The 17,630-nt window shown below is 67.5% G+C and carries 15 protein-coding genes and 1 tRNA gene; 11 read left to right on the forward strand and 5 right to left on the reverse strand.

What is annotated here, in order from left to right:
- Positions 1-118: 118 nt before the first annotated feature.
- Positions 119-194: transfer RNA gene (locus Herbaro_RS15350), tRNA-His, on the forward strand.
- Between the two features lie 126 nt (positions 195-320).
- On the opposite strand, the gene Herbaro_RS15355 is transcribed toward Herbaro_RS15350, so the two are convergent.
- Together Herbaro_RS15355 and Herbaro_RS15360 are read right to left on the reverse strand one after the other, a co-directional pair.
- Positions 321-1,034, reverse strand: a complete 714-nt coding sequence (locus Herbaro_RS15355; protein WP_275010483.1) for a response regulator transcription factor — start codon at positions 1,032-1,034, stop codon at positions 321-323.
- A gap of 107 nt (positions 1,035-1,141) precedes the next feature.
- Positions 1,142-1,927: a ferredoxin--NADP reductase gene (locus Herbaro_RS15360; RefSeq protein WP_275010484.1), complete on the reverse strand. Its 786-nt coding sequence runs from the start codon at positions 1,925-1,927 to the stop codon at positions 1,142-1,144.
- Between the two features lie 299 nt (positions 1,928-2,226).
- Between Herbaro_RS15360 and Herbaro_RS15365 the strand changes: the two genes are divergently transcribed.
- The 6 genes from Herbaro_RS15365 to Herbaro_RS15390 all read left to right on the forward strand — a co-directional run bounded on the left by Herbaro_RS15365 (position 2,227) and on the right by Herbaro_RS15390 (position 11,805).
- On the forward strand, positions 2,227-3,984 hold the full coding sequence (locus Herbaro_RS15365; protein ID WP_275010485.1) for an autotransporter assembly complex protein TamA: 1,758 nt from the start codon (positions 2,227-2,229) through the stop codon (positions 3,982-3,984).
- A gap of 36 nt (positions 3,985-4,020) precedes the next feature.
- Positions 4,021-8,040, forward strand: coding sequence for a translocation/assembly module TamB domain-containing protein (locus Herbaro_RS15370; RefSeq protein ID WP_275010486.1), 4,020 nt, complete (start codon positions 4,021-4,023; stop codon positions 8,038-8,040).
- A gap of 77 nt (positions 8,041-8,117) precedes the next feature.
- Positions 8,118-8,996 (forward strand): LysR family transcriptional regulator, encoded by an 879-nt coding sequence (locus Herbaro_RS15375; RefSeq protein ID WP_275010487.1) that lies wholly within the window; start codon positions 8,118-8,120, stop codon positions 8,994-8,996.
- Between the two features lie 149 nt (positions 8,997-9,145).
- On the forward strand, positions 9,146-9,904 hold the full coding sequence (locus Herbaro_RS15380) for an aldolase (protein WP_275010488.1): 759 nt from the start codon (positions 9,146-9,148) through the stop codon (positions 9,902-9,904).
- A gap of 69 nt (positions 9,905-9,973) precedes the next feature.
- Entirely contained in the window at positions 9,974-11,284 is a 1,311-nt protein-coding gene (locus tag Herbaro_RS15385) for an MFS transporter (protein WP_275010489.1), read from the forward strand.
- Between the two features lie 74 nt (positions 11,285-11,358).
- Positions 11,359-11,805, forward strand: a complete 447-nt coding sequence (locus Herbaro_RS15390; protein WP_275010490.1) for a cupin domain-containing protein — start codon at positions 11,359-11,361, stop codon at positions 11,803-11,805.
- 10 nt (positions 11,806-11,815) lie between these two features.
- Here the strand turns inward: Herbaro_RS15390 and Herbaro_RS15395 are convergent, their stop codons facing one another.
- Positions 11,816-12,700, reverse strand: coding sequence for an AraC family transcriptional regulator (locus tag Herbaro_RS15395; protein WP_275010491.1), 885 nt, complete (start codon positions 12,698-12,700; stop codon positions 11,816-11,818).
- A 93-nt stretch (positions 12,701-12,793) separates the two neighbouring features.
- Here Herbaro_RS15395 and Herbaro_RS15400 point away from each other — a divergent pair, with 93 nt between their 5' ends.
- The 4 genes from Herbaro_RS15400 to Herbaro_RS15415 are packed head-to-tail and all read left to right on the forward strand — an operon-like array spanning position 12,794 to position 15,656.
- Positions 12,794-13,555: a hypothetical protein gene (locus Herbaro_RS15400; RefSeq protein WP_275010492.1), complete on the forward strand. Its 762-nt coding sequence runs from the start codon at positions 12,794-12,796 to the stop codon at positions 13,553-13,555.
- 57 nt (positions 13,556-13,612) lie between these two features.
- On the forward strand, positions 13,613-14,146 hold the full coding sequence (locus Herbaro_RS15405) for a carboxymuconolactone decarboxylase family protein (RefSeq protein ID WP_275010493.1): 534 nt from the start codon (positions 13,613-13,615) through the stop codon (positions 14,144-14,146).
- Positions 14,146-14,952, forward strand: a complete 807-nt coding sequence (locus Herbaro_RS15410; RefSeq protein ID WP_275010494.1) for a YggS family pyridoxal phosphate-dependent enzyme — start codon at positions 14,146-14,148, stop codon at positions 14,950-14,952. The genes Herbaro_RS15405 and Herbaro_RS15410 overlap by 1 nt, the downstream gene beginning before the upstream one ends.
- Complete coding sequence (locus Herbaro_RS15415) at positions 14,949-15,656, forward strand: glutamine amidotransferase (protein WP_275010495.1); 708 nt, start codon at positions 14,949-14,951, stop codon at positions 15,654-15,656. The genes Herbaro_RS15410 and Herbaro_RS15415 overlap by 4 nt, the downstream gene beginning before the upstream one ends.
- 39 nt (positions 15,657-15,695) lie before the next feature.
- On the opposite strand, the gene Herbaro_RS15420 is transcribed toward Herbaro_RS15415, so the two are convergent.
- Positions 15,696-16,682 (reverse strand): magnesium and cobalt transport protein CorA, encoded by a 987-nt coding sequence (locus tag Herbaro_RS15420; protein WP_275010496.1) that lies wholly within the window; start codon positions 16,680-16,682, stop codon positions 15,696-15,698.
- 51 nt (positions 16,683-16,733) lie between these two features.
- A complete protein-coding gene (locus Herbaro_RS15425; RefSeq protein WP_275010497.1) occupies positions 16,734-17,630 on the reverse strand; it encodes a DMT family transporter in 897 nt (298 codons plus the stop codon).

The raw sequence follows: 17,630 nt of genomic DNA on the forward strand, positions 1-17,630 counted from the left end.
CCCGCCCCTGCGGGAAACTTTATTCAATCAGGGCGCGAATTGTATTGCCATCCTCCACGATACTTTATATAATTGCGAGCTTCACTGGTGACGGGCAGCAGTTTCCCGCACATCAATGGTGGCTGTAGCTCAGTTGGTAGAGTCCAGGATTGTGATTCCTGTTGTCGCGGGTTCGAGTCCCGTCAGCCACCCCAAGGAATACCTCAACACAGGCGCTCAGGCGCCTGTTTTGTTTTCTGCGCCGGCAATCCGCCGCAAAAGAAAAAAGGCGACGCATCCAGCGTCGCCCTTCCCTCATTCTTGCCACCCCTTCCCGCTCCTCATAGCATCCCCGAGGAATACGCATACTTGATCAGTTCGGCGTCGGTGTTCAACCCCAGCTTGCGCATGGCGTTGTTCTTGTGCGTGCTGATGGTGCTGGGCGTGCGCGAGAGGCGCCGGCAGATCTCATTGAGCGAATTGCCTTCGACGATCATGCGCACCACCTCCAGTTCGCTGGTGGTCAGGTCGCGGCGCACCGCGAAGGCGTCGCCCTGGGCCCAGCTGACTTCCAGCTCGCCGCGCAGCGAGGTCGGGAAATGGACCTGCTTGGCGCTCAGCGTGGCCTGGCAGGCGTTGATCAGTTCGTCCAGTTTCTCGCGCTTGTTGATGACCGAGAACACGCCCATGCGGTACAGCCGCTTGATCACTGCCGGGTTGCTCATCGCGGTGTACACGATGATCTTGGTGGAGGGCTGCTCGGCCTTGAGGCGCTTGATCAGCAGGAGGCCGTCGGCATCCTCGCTGTCCATGCCCGGCATCGTGAAATCGGTGACGACGACCTCGCAGGGGTGGCGCTTCAAGGCGGCCAGCAAGCCTTCGCCGGTGCCGGCCTCGACGTTCACGCGCGCCTCCGGGATCCTGAGAAGTTCGTTCTTCAAGGCTGCAAGAACCATAGGATGATCGTCGGCGACGGCGATCTGCAAGATTCTCTTCGTACTCATACTACCCCCATATCGAATGATTGCTGAACATGCGTATTGGACGCCGAGCATCCCCCGGATGCGCGACGCAATCAACATGTATTCCTCGACCTGATGGGTTCTCGCCTGGTTCCTCGTATTAGTTTGAGAATTGTCTCAAAATTAGTTTTTCGCCCGCATCACCAATAATCTTCGGTGACGAACTGCCCGCCGCCGGTGCGGCGCAGCGGCGTCATGCCGCGCTCGCGCAGGATCTCGCGCACCTCGGTGACCATCTCCGGATTGCCGCAGGCCATGAAGCGCGACTGCTCCACGCCGATGGCCAGGCCGGTCGCCTGCTCCAGCGCGCCGTCGCGCAGCAGCGCGGTGATGCGCCCGGCCAGCAGGCCGTCGGCCGCGGCGGGGTCGCGCGTCACCGTGCGCAGGTAGTGCAGCCGGGCCGGCAAGCCTTGCGCCACGGCTTGCGCGCGCAGGCCCTCCAGCTGGTCGGCGTAGGCCAGCTCCTCGCGGTGGCGCACGCCGTGCACCACGACCAGTTGCTCGAATTGCTCCCAGACGTCGCGCTGTTGCAGGATGGAGAGATAGGGCCCCAGGCCGGTGCCGGTGGCCAGCATCCACAGCTGCTTGCCGTCGGTGAAGCGGTCGGCGGTCATGAAGCCGTAACTGAGCTTTTCCACCCACACCGTGTCGCCCGGCCGCAGCGCGTCCAGGCGGGTGGTGAACTTGCCGCCGGGGACGATGATGGCGTAGTACTCCAGCTCGTCGTCGGCGACCGCGGAGGTGATCGAGTAGGCGCGCGAGACGATCTCGCCGTCGATCTCCAGCCCCAGCCGCGCGAACTGGCCGGCGGTGAACGTGTAGCCGGCCGGGCGCGTGGTGCGGAAGGTCAGCAGCTTGTCGGTCCAGCGGTGCACCGACAGCAAACGCTCGCAACTGGCCTTTTCCGAATAGACGTCAACACTCACCCTGCTTCTCCTTGCTTGTCCAGCCCAACATAAGAAAACCTTCAATCAACCGGCGGGGTCGCCGCAACGCCCCGCGCGCATTACAATGGCGGCATGCATGACCCGGGCGGCGGCGCCAGAACAGCCAATACCAGCGCCGCCGCGGGGATGGTCAGGAACTATCCCCGCCGCGCGGCAGTCAGCCAATCAGCCGGCATGCCGGCGCGCCGTCCCGAATACGCCATCGTACCCGACTTTGCGCAGGCGCCGCTGCCGCCGCCGGGTCCGGCCGGGCGCTTCAACCGACGAAAAGTGATTCAATGAAATGGACCTGCAGCCTGGCCATCGCGTTCCTGTGGTGCGCCGCCGATACAGCCTATGCCGCCTACAGGGTGGATATCGAAGCGCCCAAGCCGGTGCAGTCGCTGCTCAAGGATTTCCTCGACCTGTCGCGCTACAAGGACCGTGACGACATCAGCGACGAACAGCTCAAGTTCATGATCGACACCCTGGGCGACCAGGTGCGCGAGCTGACCTCGACCGAGGGTTATTTCAGCCCGGTCACCAAGGTCGACCTGAAGACCGAGGGCGAGGTCAGGCGCGTGCTGGTCACCGTCGATCCCGGCCCGCGCACCACGGTCTCCTCGGCCGAGGTCGAGGTGCGCGGCGTGGCGGCGCAGCAGGACGCCGCACGCGTGGCCGCGCTGCGCGACAACTGGAGCCTGCCCGCCGGCCAGCCGTTCCGCCAGGAGGATTGGGACAAGGCCAAGAACGCCGGCCTGGAAGCGCTGCAGCAGAAGAAATACGCCGCCGCCCGCATCGCCGGCTCGCAGGCCGAGATCGACCCCGACGAACGCCGCGCCGACCTCGCGGTGCAGTACGACAGCGGCCCCGCCTTCACCCTGGGCGCGCTGCAGATCACAGGCACCCGGCGCTATCCCGAATCCATCATCCGCAACGTCAACCCGCTGGCCGAGGGCGAGCCCTACGACGTCGACCGCCTGCTGGCGCTGCAGCGGCAGATCCAGAACACGCCCTATTTCTCCAACGCCATCGTCGGCATCGACGACGATCCCGCGCATCCCGACCTGGCGCCGGTGAAGGTGCAGGTCACCGAATTCCCGATCCAGCGCGTGCGCGCCGGCGTCGGCTACGGCACCGACACCGGCGCCCAGGTCGAGGGCCGCTATTCGCACTACAACATGTTCAACCGGGCCTACGTCTTCGACAGCCAGGCACGGCTCGAGCAGAAGCGCCAGTACGGCCAGCTGTCGCTGGCCATGCCGCCGGACGCCAAGTCCTTCGTCAACAGCATCAACACCACCTACGACCGCACCACGCTCGAAGGCATCGACCTGCGCAGCCAGCAGCTCGGCTTCAAGCGGGCCCGCAACGGCGAGTTCTACGACACCGCCTATTCGCTGACCTACTACCGCGACGAACTGACCCAGGAAAACGGCGCCGCCGTACCGGCCAACACCATCGTCACGCCGGGCAAGCACCGCGCGCTGGTGCCGGGTTTCTCCTGGGCGCGCCGCAATGTCGACAACCCGATCTTCCCGCGCCGGGGCAACCTGCTGACGCTGGAGGCCGGCTTCGCCGTCAAGGGCGTGCTGACCGACCAGAGCTTCGGCCGCCTGTACGGCCGCTTCAAGCAGTTCCTGCCGGTCGGCAAGCGCGACGTGGTGCTGCTGCGCGCCGAACTGGGTGGGGTGTTCACCGCCGGCCGCGCCTCCTCGGTGCCGGCCTCGCTGCTGTTTCGCACCGGCGGCAACGACTCGGTGCGCGGCTACAGCTACCAGAGCATCGGCAACGAGCAGAACGGCACCGTCTACCCGACCAAGTACCTGGCCGTGGGCAGCACCGAGTACCAGCACTGGCTCACCGAGAGCTGGGGCGCGGCGCTGTTCTACGACATCGGCGCGGCCGCCGACAACTGGAACAACAAGACCTTCTACAACGGCGTGGGCGCCGGCGCGCGCTGGCGCAGCCCGGTCGGCACGCTCAACCTGGACCTGGCGTATGGCGTGCAGAAACGCCAGATCCGGCCGCACATCTCGCTGGGCATCGCCTTCTGAGGCGGCCCGCGACCACGCATCGAACGACGAACACGCATGACCGAACCGCAATCGCCATCGCCGCAGCAAGACCGGGAGCCGCCCGCGCCACACCATCGCGGCCGCGGCAGCCGCATCGCGCTGTGGTCCGGCGGCGCCGTCGCCGTGGCGCTGCTGGCCATGGCCGGCACCGCCCTCTACGCGCTCAAGACCGAGAGCGGCGCGCGCCTGGTGTGGAACGCCGCCGCCGGCGCGCTCGGCGGCAAGCTCTCCGGGCGCCTGCTGGGCGGCACCATCGCCGACGGCCTGCGCCTGCGCGACCTGCATTACAAAGATGACAAGCGCATCCTCGACATCGACAGCATCGACGGCGACTGGCATCTGTCGCTGGCGCGGCGCAAGCTCACCGTGCGTTACCTGCGCGTGGGTACGGTGCAGTTGAACCAGCAGCCCTCCCCGCCCGAGCCCAGCGCCATGCCAACCTCGCTGCGGCTGCCGCTGGCGCTGGAGGTCGGCGAGGTTTCGCTGGGCAAGCTCAGCTTCACCCAAGGCACCTCCACCACCGAGCTGGCCGGGTTGAAGCTGCATGGCGACTCCGACGGCACCGAGCACACGCTGGTGCTCGACAGCCTTTCCACGCCCTACGGCGACGCCACCGCCCTGCTGCACCTGAACGGCCGCGCGCCGTTCGCCGTCAGCGGCGGGCTGGAACTGGCGGGGGAATACAAGACCCCCGGCCTCCAGGAAAAATACCGGCTCGCCGCGCAACTGTCGGGCTCGCTGCAGGACCTGGGCATCGCGCTCAAGGCCAGCGGCGACAAGCTCAACGGCTCGGCCGACATCGAGGCCACGCCGTTCGCCCCGGTGCCGCTGAAGAGCGCGCGGGTCGACCTGCAGCACATCAATCCGCAGGCCTTCCATGCCGGCGCGCCGCAAGCCGACCTGCGCGTGCGCGCCGACCTGGCGCCGGTCCGGCAGGCCGCGGCGGATGCGCCCCTGAAAGTGGCCGGCCAGGTCGCCATCGACAACGCCAGGCCGGGCAGCATCGACCGGCAGTTGCTGCCCCTGCTGTCCGCCAGGGCGAAGCTTGAATTGGACCTGCGCCGGCAGACGCTCTCCGATCTCGACATCCGGCTGCCGCAGAATGCGCGCATCGAAGGCGGCGGCCAGTTCCGCCCCGGCAGCGAGGAAGACGGCAAGAAGGAAGACCTGGCCGGCAACTTCAAGCTGCGCATCGCCGGCCTCGACCTCAACCAGATCCATCGCCAGCTCAAGCCGACCCAATTGTCGGGTCCGCTGGAGGTGACGCTGGCGCCCGGTTCGCAAAAGATCGCGCTGGCGCTGGACGACCGCAACCTGAAGCTGCGCGTGGACAGCACCATCACCCCGCAACAGGTGGAACTGGCCCAGGCCAGCCTGGCCGCCGGCGCCTCGCGCCTGGAGGCGGCCGGCACGCTCAAGACCGTGGGTGCGATGGACTACGCATTCAAGGGCAAGCTGGTGGACTTCGACCCCAGCGCCGTGCTGCATGCGGTGGAGCCTCAGGGCAAAGCCGCGGCAGGCGCGAGGAAGGCGCCGGCCGCCTCCAAACCGGTGCCGGCGAAGATCAACATGGACTTCGACGCCGCCGGCAGCCTCTCCCCGGAGCTGCGCCTGAAACTGGCCTTCGCCGTCCACGACAGCACCTACGGCGAGCTGCCCATGGGCGGGCGCGGCAACATCAACCTGGCCGGCATGCGCCTCTTGCCCAGCAAGGCCAACCTGCAGGTGGCGGGCAATACGCTGGACCTGGACGGCAGCTTCGGCGCCGTGTCCGACCGCCTGAACCTGAAGATCGACGCGCCGCAGCTGCAGCGCCTGGGCTATGGCCTGTCGGGCCTGCTGAAGCTGGACGGCCAGTTGAGCGGCACGCGGCAGCGCCCCAACCTGCGCGCCGCCTACCAGGCCGAGCAGTTGGTGTTCGGCGCGCACCGCCTGCGCCGCCTGGCCGGCGAAGCCGACCTGCGCACCAACCTCGCCGCCGGCGTCGCCTCGCCCGACAACCGCATGGCGCTGACGCTGGACGGCGAAGGCTACAGCGGCCCGCAAGCCGAGCTGAACAAGCTTGCGCTCAAGCTGGACGGCACCTGGGCCGACCATACCCTGGACCTGCGGGCCGACGGTCGCCTGCTGCAGCATCCGCTGGACCTGAGCTTTGCCGCGCGCGGCCGGGTCACCGAAAAAACCAAGGGCAACTACGGCTGGGCCGGCGTCATCTCCAGGTTCGACAACCAGGGATTCCCGCGCATCGCCATGAGCAGCCCGCTCACGCTGGAGGCGGCGGCCGACATGGTCGAGGCCGGCAGCACCCGCATCGCCATCGACCGCATGGCAATCGACCTCAAGCGCCTGTCCTACCGCCAGGGCCGCATCGCCTCGGCCGGCCAGGCCAGCGCGCTGGACATCGGCCGCCTGCTGGAGATCGCCCAGGAATTCACCGGCGCGCCGCCGCCGGTCAAGACCGACCTGGTGCTGGATGCCGACTGGGACTTCTCGCTGGCCGAAAGCGCCGCGGGCCATGTGCAGATCCAGCGCAAGTCGGGCGACGTGCGCGTGAGCGCCAGCAATGGCGAAGCCGGCCTGGGCTTGTCCGAACTGAAGCTGCGCGGCGACTTCCAGGGCCAGCAGATGCGCGTCAACGGCCGCGTCGATGCCGCCCGCATCGGCACGCTGGCGCTGGACGGCGAGATCGGCCTGCAGCGCATCGACCAGTTGCTGACGCTGGCCGACGGCTCGCCGCTGAACCTGAAGGCCAGGCTCGACGTGCCCGAACTGAAGCGCGTGGGCGACCTGATCGGTCCGCAGGTGAGCCTGAACGGCAAGCTGGGCGCCGAATTGACGGCCGCCGGCACGCTCGGCCAGCCCAAGCTCTCGGGCGCCATCAATGGCGACAACCTGGCGCTGACGCAATTCGATCAGGGCATCCAGCTCAAGGACGGCATCGTGCGCATCGTCATGGACAGCAACGTGATCGAGCTGCGCCAGATCGAATTCCACGGCGGCAAAGGCACCCTCAAGGCCGCCGGCAAGGTGCAACTGGGCGCCGAGAACCCCGACCTCAATGCCACCATCACGGCCGACCGCCTGGAGCTGTTCGCCAGCCCGGACCGCCAGTTGATGCTGTCGGGCCGCGGCGCCATCGCCAACGTCAAGGAACAATTGCGCATCGACGGCAAGTTCACCGTCGACCGCGCCCTGTTCGACCTGCCCAAGAGCAGCGCGCCCAAGCTGGGCGACGATGTCGTGGTGATCCGGCGCGACGGCAAGAACAAGGTCGGCGCCAACGCCAGCTCCAAGGAGAAACTGCAGGCCGCCAGCGAAAAGCCGGCCGGCAAGTTCGCGCCGGTGATCGACCTCGCGCTGGACCTGGGCAACAACTTCCGCTTCCGCGGCAGCGGCGCCGACCTGCGGCTGCGCGGCGACATGGCCGTACGCAGCGAGCCGCTCTCGCCGCTGCGCGCCACCGGCACCATCAACGTCGCCGAGGGCACCTACGAGGCCTTCGGCACCAAGCTCAACATCGAGCGCGGCATCATCAACTTCCAGGGGCCGATCGCCAACCCCAACATCAACATCCTGGCCATGCGCCGCAACCAGGACGTCGAGGCCGGCGTCTCGGTCACCGGCAACGTCAGCCAGCCGCGCGTGCAGCTGGTGTCCGAACCCAACGTGCCGGACGACGAAAAGCTCTCGTGGATGATGTTCGGCCACGGCACCGACAGCTCCAGCATCGGCCAGCGCAGCGCCAGCAGCCAGGCGCTGGCGCTGGTGGGCAACATGGGCGGCAAGCGCATCGCCAAGGACATCGGGCTGGACCAGTTCTCGATCGGCTCCAGCGAGTCCGGCCTGACCAACGACCAGGTGGTCAACCTCGGCAAGGCCATCACCGAGAAGATCACGCTGGGCTACGAGCAGAGCCTGCAGGGCGCGGCCAGCGTGGCCAAGGCCACCTGGCAGATCTCGCGGCGCTGGTCGGTGGTGGCGCGCGCCGGCACCATCAACGGCCTCAACATCCTGTTCAACCGGCGCTTCGACTGAGGCTGGCGTCGCCGTCATGGGCCTGCGTGGTCTGAATCTTGCGTAAGATAGCCGCATGCATTCTCTCGCCAGGCGCCATGAAGAATCTCGACCATCACATCCGCCAGTTCCTTGAAATCTGCCGCTGCCAGTCGCTCTCGGAGGCGGCCGACAAGCTCGACATGAGCCAGTCCGGCCTGAGCCGCACGCTGGCCGCGCTGGAGACGCACCTGGGCCACGCGCTGTTCGAGCGCAACGGGCGCGGCGTGCAGCTCACCGATGCCGGCGTCAAGCTGCGCGACGCCGCCCAGCCCGCCTACGACAGCGTCGACGACGCGCTGGAGCAGTTGAAGACCGCCCAAGGCGTCACCAGCGGCGCGCTGCGCGTGGCCACCATCCACACGCTGAGCTATTACTTCATGGGCGACGTGGTGGCCAGCTTCATGAGCCAGCGCCCGGCGGTCAACATCTCGGTGGTGGGCCGCGCCTCGCCCGACGTGGTCGAGCTGGTGGCCAGCGGCAAGGCCGAGATCGGCTTCGTCTACGACACCGCGGTCGACACCGATGCCGTGGAGATCATCCCGCTGTTCGAGGAAGAAATGGCGCTGGTCGCCTGCGCCGCCTCCTTCGCCGCGCAGCAGGCCTCGATCGACCTGGTGGCGCTGGACCTGCCGCTGGTGAGCTTCCCGCAGCACTACGCCTTGCGCCGCATGCTGGAGCGGCAGGGGTTCCGCCCCCGCATCTCGGCCGAAGTCGAGACCGTGGACGCCATGCTCAAGCTGGTCTCGCTGACCGGCGGCCACTGCATCCTGCCCGACCGCATCTCCACCGAACTGCTGTCGGACTATGGACTGGTGCGGGTGCCGCTGGAGCGTCCCGCGCTCAAGCGCCGCATCGTGGCCATCACCAACAAGGCGCGCACGCGCTCGCCGCTGGCCAGCTTCATCCTGGAGATTGCCTTGCAGCACAAGGGCTGAAGGCCGGCGCCCGCCCTGCCCCCGCGCATAGCAGCTATGACTGCGGCGTCATGGATTGATCCGCATCCGTCACCAATAATCCTCGCACCGCCCCGCATTCCTTTCAATCGTGTGATGAATGCGGCGCGCCACGATCACGAGGAGAAAAGATGGATCTGCGAAGCAAGGAATATTTCGACCAGCGCGCCACGCAGGAAATGCAGCAGCACCTGAAGCAGAGCCGGCGCCCGCTGCGCGAGACGCTGGCCTACGCCGCCAGGATCCTGGCCATGACCGGGCAGGAAGCCGGCCTGGCAGGCCAGATCAGCGCCCGCTCGGAACGCCCCGGCGCCTACTGGACGCTGCGTTTCGGCCTGGGATTCGACGAGGCCACGCCCGAGGATTTCATCGAGGTCGACGGCGACCTCAACACCCTCTCCGGCGAAGGCATGGCCAACCCCGCCACCCGCTTCCACCTGTGGGTCTACAAGGCGCGCCCGGATCGCCACAGCATCATCCACACGCACTCGCCCTACGTCTCGGCGCTGGCTGCGGCCAAACAGCCGCTGGTGGTGTCGCAGATGGACATGACGCCGTTCCACGACGACTGCGCCTTCCTGGCCGAATGGCCGGGCGTGCCCATCGCCGACCAGGAAGGCGTGATCATTTCCGAGGCCATGGGCGGCAAGCGCTCCATCCTGCTGGCCAGCCACGGCCAGCTGACCACCGGCGACTGCGTGGAAGAAGCGACCTACCTGGCCGTCTACCTCGAACGCGCCGCCCGGATGCAGGTGCGCGCGCGCATCTTCGGCCCGCTGACGCCGCTGCCGGACGCGCTGGCGGCGGAGGCCCACGACTACCTGCTCAAGCCCTCCATCGTCAAGGGCACGTTCGACTACTGGTGCCGCCAGGCCGACGCGCTGCGCTGACGACAAAAGAACGGGACAGAGACAGCGCCGCCCTGCGCGGCGCCCACATCACAACAGAAGGGGATCATCATGCAAGGCCACCTGAGCGCCGCCGGCGAGGCATCGCCGGCGGGGACGGTTCGCAACCGTCGCCAACACGTCATCGCTGGCGTCGCCAGCATGCTCGGCACCACCATCGAGTGGTACGACTTTTTCATCTACGGCACCGCCGCGGCGCTGATCTTCAACAAGCTGTTCTTTCCCGCCTTCGATCCGCTGACCGGAACGCTGGCCTCCTTCGCCACCTACACCGTGGGCTTCCTGGCCCGTCCGCTGGGCGGCATCGTGTTCGGCCACTTCGGCGACAAGGTCGGGCGCAAGTCGATGCTGCTGATCACGTTGCTGATGATGGGCGTGCCGACCATCATCATCGGCCTGATCCCGACCTATGAACAGATCGGCTACTGGGCCGCGGTGATCCTGGTGATCATGCGCATCATCCAGGGCCTGGCGGTGGGCGGCGAATGGGGCGGCGCGGTGCTGATGGCGGTGGAGCACGCGCCCAAGGGCAAGAAGGGTTTCTTCGGCAGCCTGCCGCAGACCGGCGTGGCGCCGGGCCTGATCCTGTCCTCGCTGGCCATGGCCGGGGTCGCCAGCCTGCCGGAGCAGGACATGCTGGGCTGGGCCTGGCGCATCCCCTTCGTGGCCAGCGTGCTGCTGCTGATGGTGGGCTGGTTCATCCGCATCAAGGTGGCCGAGTCGCCGGATTTCGAGACCATGAAGAAACGCGGCGACGAGGTCGGCCTGCCGGTGCTGGACGTGCTCAGGAACCACTGGCGCAGCCTGCTCAAGGTGTGCGGCGCGCGCCTGGCGGAGGTCACCTGGTTCTACACGGTGGCCACCTTCGCCCTTTCCTACGGCACGCTGCAACTCGGCCTGACCAAGGGCCTGATGCTCAACGCCATCATCTGCGGCGCCTTGCTGGCCCTGTTCTTCATGCCGCTGACCGGGATCCTGGGCGACCGCTTCGGGCATCGCCGCATCTTCGCCATCGGCGCCGTCGGCATCTGCCTGTTCGGCTTCCCCTTCTTCAAGCTGCTGGCCGCGGGGCAAAGCGGCTATGTCTACCTGGCCATGGTGATCGCCATCGGCGTGATCTATTCGCTGCTGTACGGCCCCGAGGGCAACCTGTTCTCGGCGCAGTTCCCGCCGCACGTGCGCTACAGCGGCATCTCGCTGGCGGTGCAGGTGTCGGGCGCCATCGGCGGCGGACTGGCGCCGCTGGTGGCCACCTGGCTGCTCAAGCTGGGCGACGGCCACCCGTTGCTGCTGGCCGGCTATCTCACGGGACTGGGCGTGATCGCGGTCATCAGCGTCTCGCGCATGAAGTCGGGCGACTGAACGAAGGCCTGACCTGCGGCCGCCTTGCGCGGCCGCATCTCCTTGCAGGTTTCCCCTATCGGAAAGGAAGCATCATGACAACGCAACGCGCCCCATCCTTCGACGAGCGCCTCACCGGCAAGCCCACCCCCACCGTCGGCGGCTCCACCTACGTGCGGCCGCAGGACATGGAATGGAAGCCTTCGCAATTCGAGGGCGTGGACATCAAGGTCCTGTACGAGGACAAGGCCGCCGGCGAGATGACCTGCCTGCTGCGCTGGGCGCCCGGCACGCAGCTGCCGATGCACAAGCATGCGGAACTGGAGCAGAGCTACGTGCTGGCAGGTTCGTTCTCCGACCACGACGGCATCGCCCGCGCCGGCGAATACGTCTGGCGCAGCAAGGATTCGCTGCATGAAACCTACAGTGAGGAAGGCTGCGTGATCCTGGCGATCTATCGCAAGCCGAACATCTTCAAGAACAGCGCCGGCTTTGACGCCGCCGGCGGCAAGCGCATCGCCACCCGGCGCAAGCCGGCGTGAGGCGCCGTGCCTAGTCGCGGGCGTCCGACCGCGCCAGGCTGTCGCGGGCCAGCCAGTCGCGCGGCGACAGGCCGGTCCTGGCGGCAAAGGCGCGCGACAGCGCCGAAGGGTTGGCATAGCCCAGCTCCTGCGCCAGCTGCTTGACCGGCCGTCCTTCGCGCAGCCGGCTTTGCGCCAGCGCGATGCGCCAGTTGGCCAGATAGTCGGCCGGCGTCTGCCCCACCGTTTCGCGGAAGGCGTTGGCGAAGGCGGTGCGCGACATGCCCGCGCAGCCGGCCATGCGGTCCAGCGTCCAGGCCTGGCCCGGATCGTCATGCATGGCCACCAGCGCGCGCGCCAGGCGCGGGTCCGCCAGGCCGCTCACCAATCCCGGCTGTATGCCCGCCTCTTGCGGGTGATCCAGCAGCCAGCGCAAGAGCTTCAACACCACAACCTCGAACAGGCGGTCGGCCAGCAGCCGCTGGCCGCAGCGCACCCGGTCGGTTTCGGCGAACAGCAGTTCCAGCGCCGCGTCCAGCCCCGGCACGGTCGCCAGCGGCAAGGCGATCAGCGCCGGCAAGGCCCGCGCCAGCGGGTTCTGCGGGCCGCCGTCGAAGATCAGGCGCGCGCAGGTGAAGTCCGAGCCTTCCCTGGGCGGATTGTGGAAGTGATGCGTGAAGGGACGCGGGTAGAACAGCAAGGTAGGTTCATCGAAATGCATGGCCCTGGGCACCTCGCGCGCGCCCGGGTGGGACACCTTCAGCTCGCCCCGCCTCAGCACGTGCAGGTAGCCGAAGCCGGCGCCGGCATCGAAGTGGGTGTGGCCGCACAGCACGCCGCTGTGGTGCAGCTGCGCCTGCACGCGGAAGCGTTCGAGGATGCCGGAGAGGCGATCGATGGGAGGCAAGGGCTGCATTGAACTAAATGGTACGTTTAATTTACAAAATGAACCTTATTGTACATGCGTTTTCTCCATACTGGCCTCTCCTTCCACACACCAAGGGCAAGCATGTACTCACTGAAAACCTCCCTCCTCGCCGCCGCCATCCTGGCCGGATTGGCTGGATTGGCCGGGACTGCTGCGGCGCACGACAAGCCGCACCAAGGCGGCATCGCCGGCAAGCCCGACCAGGCGGTGAACGCGCCGTTCGACATCGTGCATACCCGCATCACCACCGAGGGCAAGGTCGCGATCTTCCACATGGCGGTATCCGGCAAGGCCGGCGCGATCCATCCGGCCAAATCCGGCAAGCTGGCCGGCAGCGAAGTGTTCTCCTACGTCTGGCCCACCAGCCTGGATCCCTCGGTGGTCGGCTTCGAGCCCAAGTCGGGCATCCTGGCCTTCGCCGTGACCTCGCATCCCGACTTCGACGACACGCCGCTGTTCGACGAGAACGGCGACGGCGATCCCAACAACGATGGCGACGTCTGGCATTCGCACTGGGTCGTGCTGCAACCGGACGCCGCCTGCGGCAAGGACGCGCTCAAGGTGGTCGACATCCCGGCCGGCGCCAAACCCAGGCTGCCCAAGACCTGGCCGGGCTTGCCCATCCTCATCGACAGTCCCGGCTGGTCGCCCAGCTTCAAGGGCGGCGTGGTCGAAGTGCGGGTGCCCTTCGACGATATCGGCGCGGTCGAGGCCGGCGCCTTCGACGGCGTGAGCGCGGCCCTGCGCGTCAACGCCAGCGTGCACAGCCCGCTGCTGTGCGTGACCAACGTCTTCAAGGTCGCCTCCGGCAATCTGTCGCTGCCGGGCAAGGTCAACCGCTGAGCGGCCGTTTGCGGCTCCACTGAATTCACCCGATCTTCATCAACGAAAGGAAACATCATGTCCCGCCTCAACCTCGATACCCAGCGCTCCCCCGCCGCCAGCCAGCCGCTGCTCGAACAAATCCAGCGCGCCTTCGGCGCCACGCCCAACATGTTCAAGGCCGTCTCCAACTCGCCGGCCGCGTTGCAGAGCATGTGGGCCGCCTTCGGCGCGCTCGGCCGCGGCAGCATCGGCGCCCTGCTGGGCGAACAGATCGCCGTGGCCATCGCCAACCGCAACCGCTGCGAATATTGCCTGGCCGCGCATACCGTGCTGGGCAAGAACGCCGGCGCTTCGGCCGCGCAGATGGATCAAGCCCAGGCCGGCCGCTCGGACGATCCCAGGACCGCCGCCGCGCTGGAGTTCGCGCTGAAGGTGGTCGAGCAGCGTGCGCAGATCACTGACGCCGATGTCGCCCGCCTGCGCGAGGCCGGCTTCGGCGACGAGCAGATCGTCGAGATCATGGCCCACATCGCGCTGAACCTGTTCACCAACTACGTCAACGTGGCCTTCGACGTGCCGGTCGATTTCCCCAAGGTCGCGCTGAAGTGATGCACGGGCATTTCCATCACGGAAAGCAGCAGCACTGGCCGCAGGCGGATTCGGTGGAAGACTTCCACCGCAACCTGGCCGCGGTCAGGCGGCGCATCGCGGCCGCCTGCGCGCGCGCCGGGCGCGACCCGGCGTCGGTGCGGCTGCTGCCGGTCAGCAAGACCGTGCCCGAGGAGCGCATCCGGCTGGCCTACGCCGCCGGATGCCGCGAGCTGGGCGAGAACAAGGTGCAGGAAGCCGGCCGGAAATGGGAGGCGATGGCCGACCTTGCCGATCTGCGCTGGTCGGTCATCGGCCACCTGCAGACCAACAAGGCCAGGCTGGTGGCGCGCTTCGCCGCCGAGTTCCAGGCGCTGGACAGCCTGCGCGTGGCCGAGGCGCTGGATCGCCGGCTGCAGGCCGAGGGCCGCGCGCTGGATGTGTTCATACAGGTCAACACCTCCGGCGAGGCCAGCAAGTTCGGCCTGGCGCCGCAGGATGCGCAAGCATTCCTGGCGCACTTGCCGGCCTTCCCGGCGCTGCGCGTGCGCGGCCTGATGACGCTGGCCGTGTTCTCCGCCGACATCGCGCGCGTGCGCGCCTGCTTCGTCCTGCTGCGCGAACTGCGCGAGCGCCTGCGCCAGGAAGCGCCCACCGGCATCGCCCTGGAAGAGCTGTCGATGGGTATGTCCGGCGACTACGAAGTGGCCATCGAGGAAGGCGCCACCGTGGTGCGCGTGGGCCAGGCCATCTTCGGCGCGCGCGCCACGCCCGACAGCTTCTACTGGCCGCCCCCGTCCTCCCCCACCGACAAGGAAGAACCATGACCCGCACCGTCCTCGCCATCCGCCACGTGCACTTCGAAGACCTGGGCAGCCTGGCCCCGGCGCTGCTGGAGCGCGGCTACGCGGTCCGCTACCTCGATGCCGCCATCGACGACCTGGACGCCGTCGACGCCCACGCCCCCGACCTGCTGGCCGTGCTGGGCGGCCCGATCGGCGCCTTCGATGAGGCGCGCTATCCGTTCCTGCAGGCGGAGCTGGCGCTGGTGCGCCGGCGCCTGCAATCGCGGCGGCCGCTGCTGGGCATCTGCCTGGGCGCGCAACTGATCGCCCGCGCCCTGGGCGCGAAGGTGTATCCGATGGGCGTGAAGGAAATCGGCTACGCCCCGCTCGAACTGACCACGCAGGGCAAGTCCTCAGCCCTCGCGCCGCTGGAGGGCGTACCGGTGCTGCACTGGCACGGCGACCAGTTCGACATCCCCGCCGGCGCCGCGTACCTGGCCGCCACCGGCACCGGCGCCCACCAGGCGTTCGCGCTGGGCGACGCCGTGCTCGGCCTGCAATTCCACCTGGAGGCCGAGGCCGCAACGCTGGAGCGCTGGCTGGTCGGCCACGCCGGCGAACTGGCGCAATGCGGAATCGACCCGCGCACCTTGCGCGCGCAGGCGGCGCAATCGGGCAAGCGTTTGGAAGCGGCGGCGGCCGAGGTGCTGGCGCGCTGGCTGGCGCGGCTCACGGTTGGGCAATAAAAAAGCCCGCTGATGCGGGCTTTTCTCGCGCCGGCCTGGCTACAGCCAACCGGCCTTGCGCAGCCTGCGCCAGAGCAGCGAACAGCAGGTGAAGATGCCCACCAGCACCACCGGGAAGCTCCACTGCCACGACAGCCCCGGCATGTTGGCGAAGTTCATGCCGTACAGGCTGAACACCATGGTCGGGATGGCCAGGATCGCGCCCCAGCCGGCCAGGGTCTGCACGATCTCGTTCTGGTGGATGGTGACCTGGGCCAGGTTGATCTGCACCGCCGACTCCACCATTTCGCGCAGGCGGTCGCCGGTGTCGATGAAGCGCACCACGTGGTCGTAGATGTCGCGGAAATAGACCTTGCCTTCCTTGGTGATGAGCCCCTCGTGGAAGCGCAGCAGCTGGGTGCACACGTCCAGCAGCGGCGAGGCCGCCGAGCGCAGGCGGATCAGCTGGCGCTTCAATTGATAGAGCTCCTGCAGGTAGGCCTTGCCGGTATTGGCGGCGGGGTCGAACAGCTGCCCCTCGTACTGGGTGAACTTGGCTTCGAGGTCGTCCATGATGGGACGGTAGTTGTCGACCACGAAGTCCATGATGGCGTACAGCACGAAGCTGGGGCCCCGGCCCAGGCGTTCCGGCAGCATCTCGCAGTGCTCGCGCACCTTGGCGTAGCTGCGCGAGGCGCCGTGCCGCACCGTGACCACGAAGCGCGGGCCGGTCATGATGTGGGTCTCGCCGAACTGCACTTCGCCGCCGGCGAGCTGGGCGGTGTGCAGCACCACGAACAGGGTGTCGCCATACTCCTCGATCTTGGGACGCTGGTGGGCGGCGTAGGCATCCTCCACCGCCAGTTCGTGCAGGTTGAATTCTTCCTTGATCTTGTTCATCAGCTCGACGTTGGGTTCGAGCAGGCCGAGCCAGACGAAGGTGCCCTCCTCCTCCAGCACATCGCTGATCTCGTCGAGGGTGATGTCGCGCAGCTTCTTGCCCTTCTTGTAGACCGTGCAGTTGACGATCATGTTGGCGTCGATCATGTCTTGGCTCCTGTTCTCGTTATTGTCCGCCTGCCGCGCACCCCGGCGCGCTCAGTCGGATCGGGCGCGCAGCGCCAGGCGCTGCTTGAGCGCCTGCGCCATGATCACGCCGGCCAGCGTGATCAGGCCGCCCACGGCATGATAGCCGTGCAGCTCCTCGTCCAGCGCCGCCACTGCGATTATGACGGTGAAAACCGGCATCAGGTTCACGAAGATGGAACAGCGGTTGGCGCCCAGGTGGGCGACGCCGCGCATCCAGAGGAACTGCGAAATGATGGAGGCGGCGATGCCGGCGTACAGCAGGATCGGCAGGTTCTCGGCATTGACCGGCGAATGATGGCCGAAGACGAAGCCCGGAAACAGCAGTACGACCGCGGTCAGCACCTGCATGTAGAGCAGTTGCCAGGTCGGCAGCGGCAAGGCCCAGCGCCGCAGCAGCACGCCGTACAGGCCGTAGAACACCGCCGCCAGCAGCATCAGCAGGTCGCCCACCACCACGCCATGCTCGAACAGCTGCAGCGGGTGGCCGCGGCCGATCAGGATCGACAGCCCCGCCAGAGAGACCAGGCCGCCGGCGACGGTGCCGACCGTGGGCGGCTCGGACAGCAGGCGGATGCTCAGCAGCAAGGTCAGCAGCGGCATCAGCGAGACGATCATGCCCATGCTGGTGGCCGAGGAGGTCGCCGCGGCGAAATAGGCCAGGCTCTGGAACAGCACCATGCCCAAGAGGCCAAGCACCGCGATCTTGCCGAGATGGGGCCGGATGCGCGCGCGGTCGCGCCAGGTCTGGCGGGCCAGGAACGGCGACATCAGCGCCGCGGCCAGCAGCCAGCGGTAGAAGGAGATGTCTTCCGGGGCGATCACCGCGGCCGCCATCTTGCTGATGACGGTATTGCCGGCCCAGATCAGGACGGCGCCCAGCGGGAACCAGATGTATTTCAGTTGCAT

The sequence above is a fragment of the Herbaspirillum sp. WKF16 genome, from assembly GCF_028993615.1.
GTDB lineage: Bacteria > Pseudomonadota > Gammaproteobacteria > Burkholderiales > Burkholderiaceae_D > Herbaspirillum.

Excerpts from the sequence above, each read along its gene's own strand:
- Herbaro_RS15375 (WP_275010487.1), top strand. The coding sequence starts at position 8,118 with ATGAAGAATCTCGACCATCACATCCGCCAGTTCCTTGAAATCTGCCGC.
- Herbaro_RS15405 (WP_275010493.1), top strand. The coding sequence starts at position 13,613 with ATGTCCCGCCTCAACCTCGATACCCAGCGCTCCCCCGCCGCCAGCCAG.
- Herbaro_RS15385 (WP_275010489.1), top strand. The coding sequence starts at position 9,974 with ATGCAAGGCCACCTGAGCGCCGCCGGCGAGGCATCGCCGGCGGGGACG.
- Herbaro_RS15390 (WP_275010490.1), top strand. The coding sequence starts at position 11,359 with ATGACAACGCAACGCGCCCCATCCTTCGACGAGCGCCTCACCGGCAAG.
- Herbaro_RS15415 (WP_275010495.1), top strand. The coding sequence starts at position 14,949 with ATGACCCGCACCGTCCTCGCCATCCGCCACGTGCACTTCGAAGACCTG.
- Herbaro_RS15380 (WP_275010488.1), top strand. The coding sequence starts at position 9,146 with ATGGATCTGCGAAGCAAGGAATATTTCGACCAGCGCGCCACGCAGGAA.
- Herbaro_RS15410 (WP_275010494.1), top strand. The coding sequence starts at position 14,146 with ATGCACGGGCATTTCCATCACGGAAAGCAGCAGCACTGGCCGCAGGCG.
- Herbaro_RS15395 (WP_275010491.1), bottom strand. The coding sequence starts at position 12,700 with ATGCAGCCCTTGCCTCCCATCGATCGCCTCTCCGGCATCCTCGAACGC.
- Herbaro_RS15420 (WP_275010496.1), bottom strand. The coding sequence starts at position 16,682 with ATGATCGACGCCAACATGATCGTCAACTGCACGGTCTACAAGAAGGGC.
- Herbaro_RS15355 (WP_275010483.1), bottom strand. The coding sequence starts at position 1,034 with ATGCTCGGCGTCCAATACGCATGTTCAGCAATCATTCGATATGGGGGT.
- Herbaro_RS15365 (WP_275010485.1), top strand. The coding sequence starts at position 2,227 with ATGAAATGGACCTGCAGCCTGGCCATCGCGTTCCTGTGGTGCGCCGCC.
- Herbaro_RS15425 (WP_275010497.1), bottom strand. The coding sequence starts at position 17,630 with ATGCAACTGAAATACATCTGGTTCCCGCTGGGCGCCGTCCTGATCTGG.
- Herbaro_RS15370 (WP_275010486.1), top strand. The coding sequence starts at position 4,021 with ATGACCGAACCGCAATCGCCATCGCCGCAGCAAGACCGGGAGCCGCCC.
- Herbaro_RS15400 (WP_275010492.1), top strand. The coding sequence starts at position 12,794 with ATGTACTCACTGAAAACCTCCCTCCTCGCCGCCGCCATCCTGGCCGGA.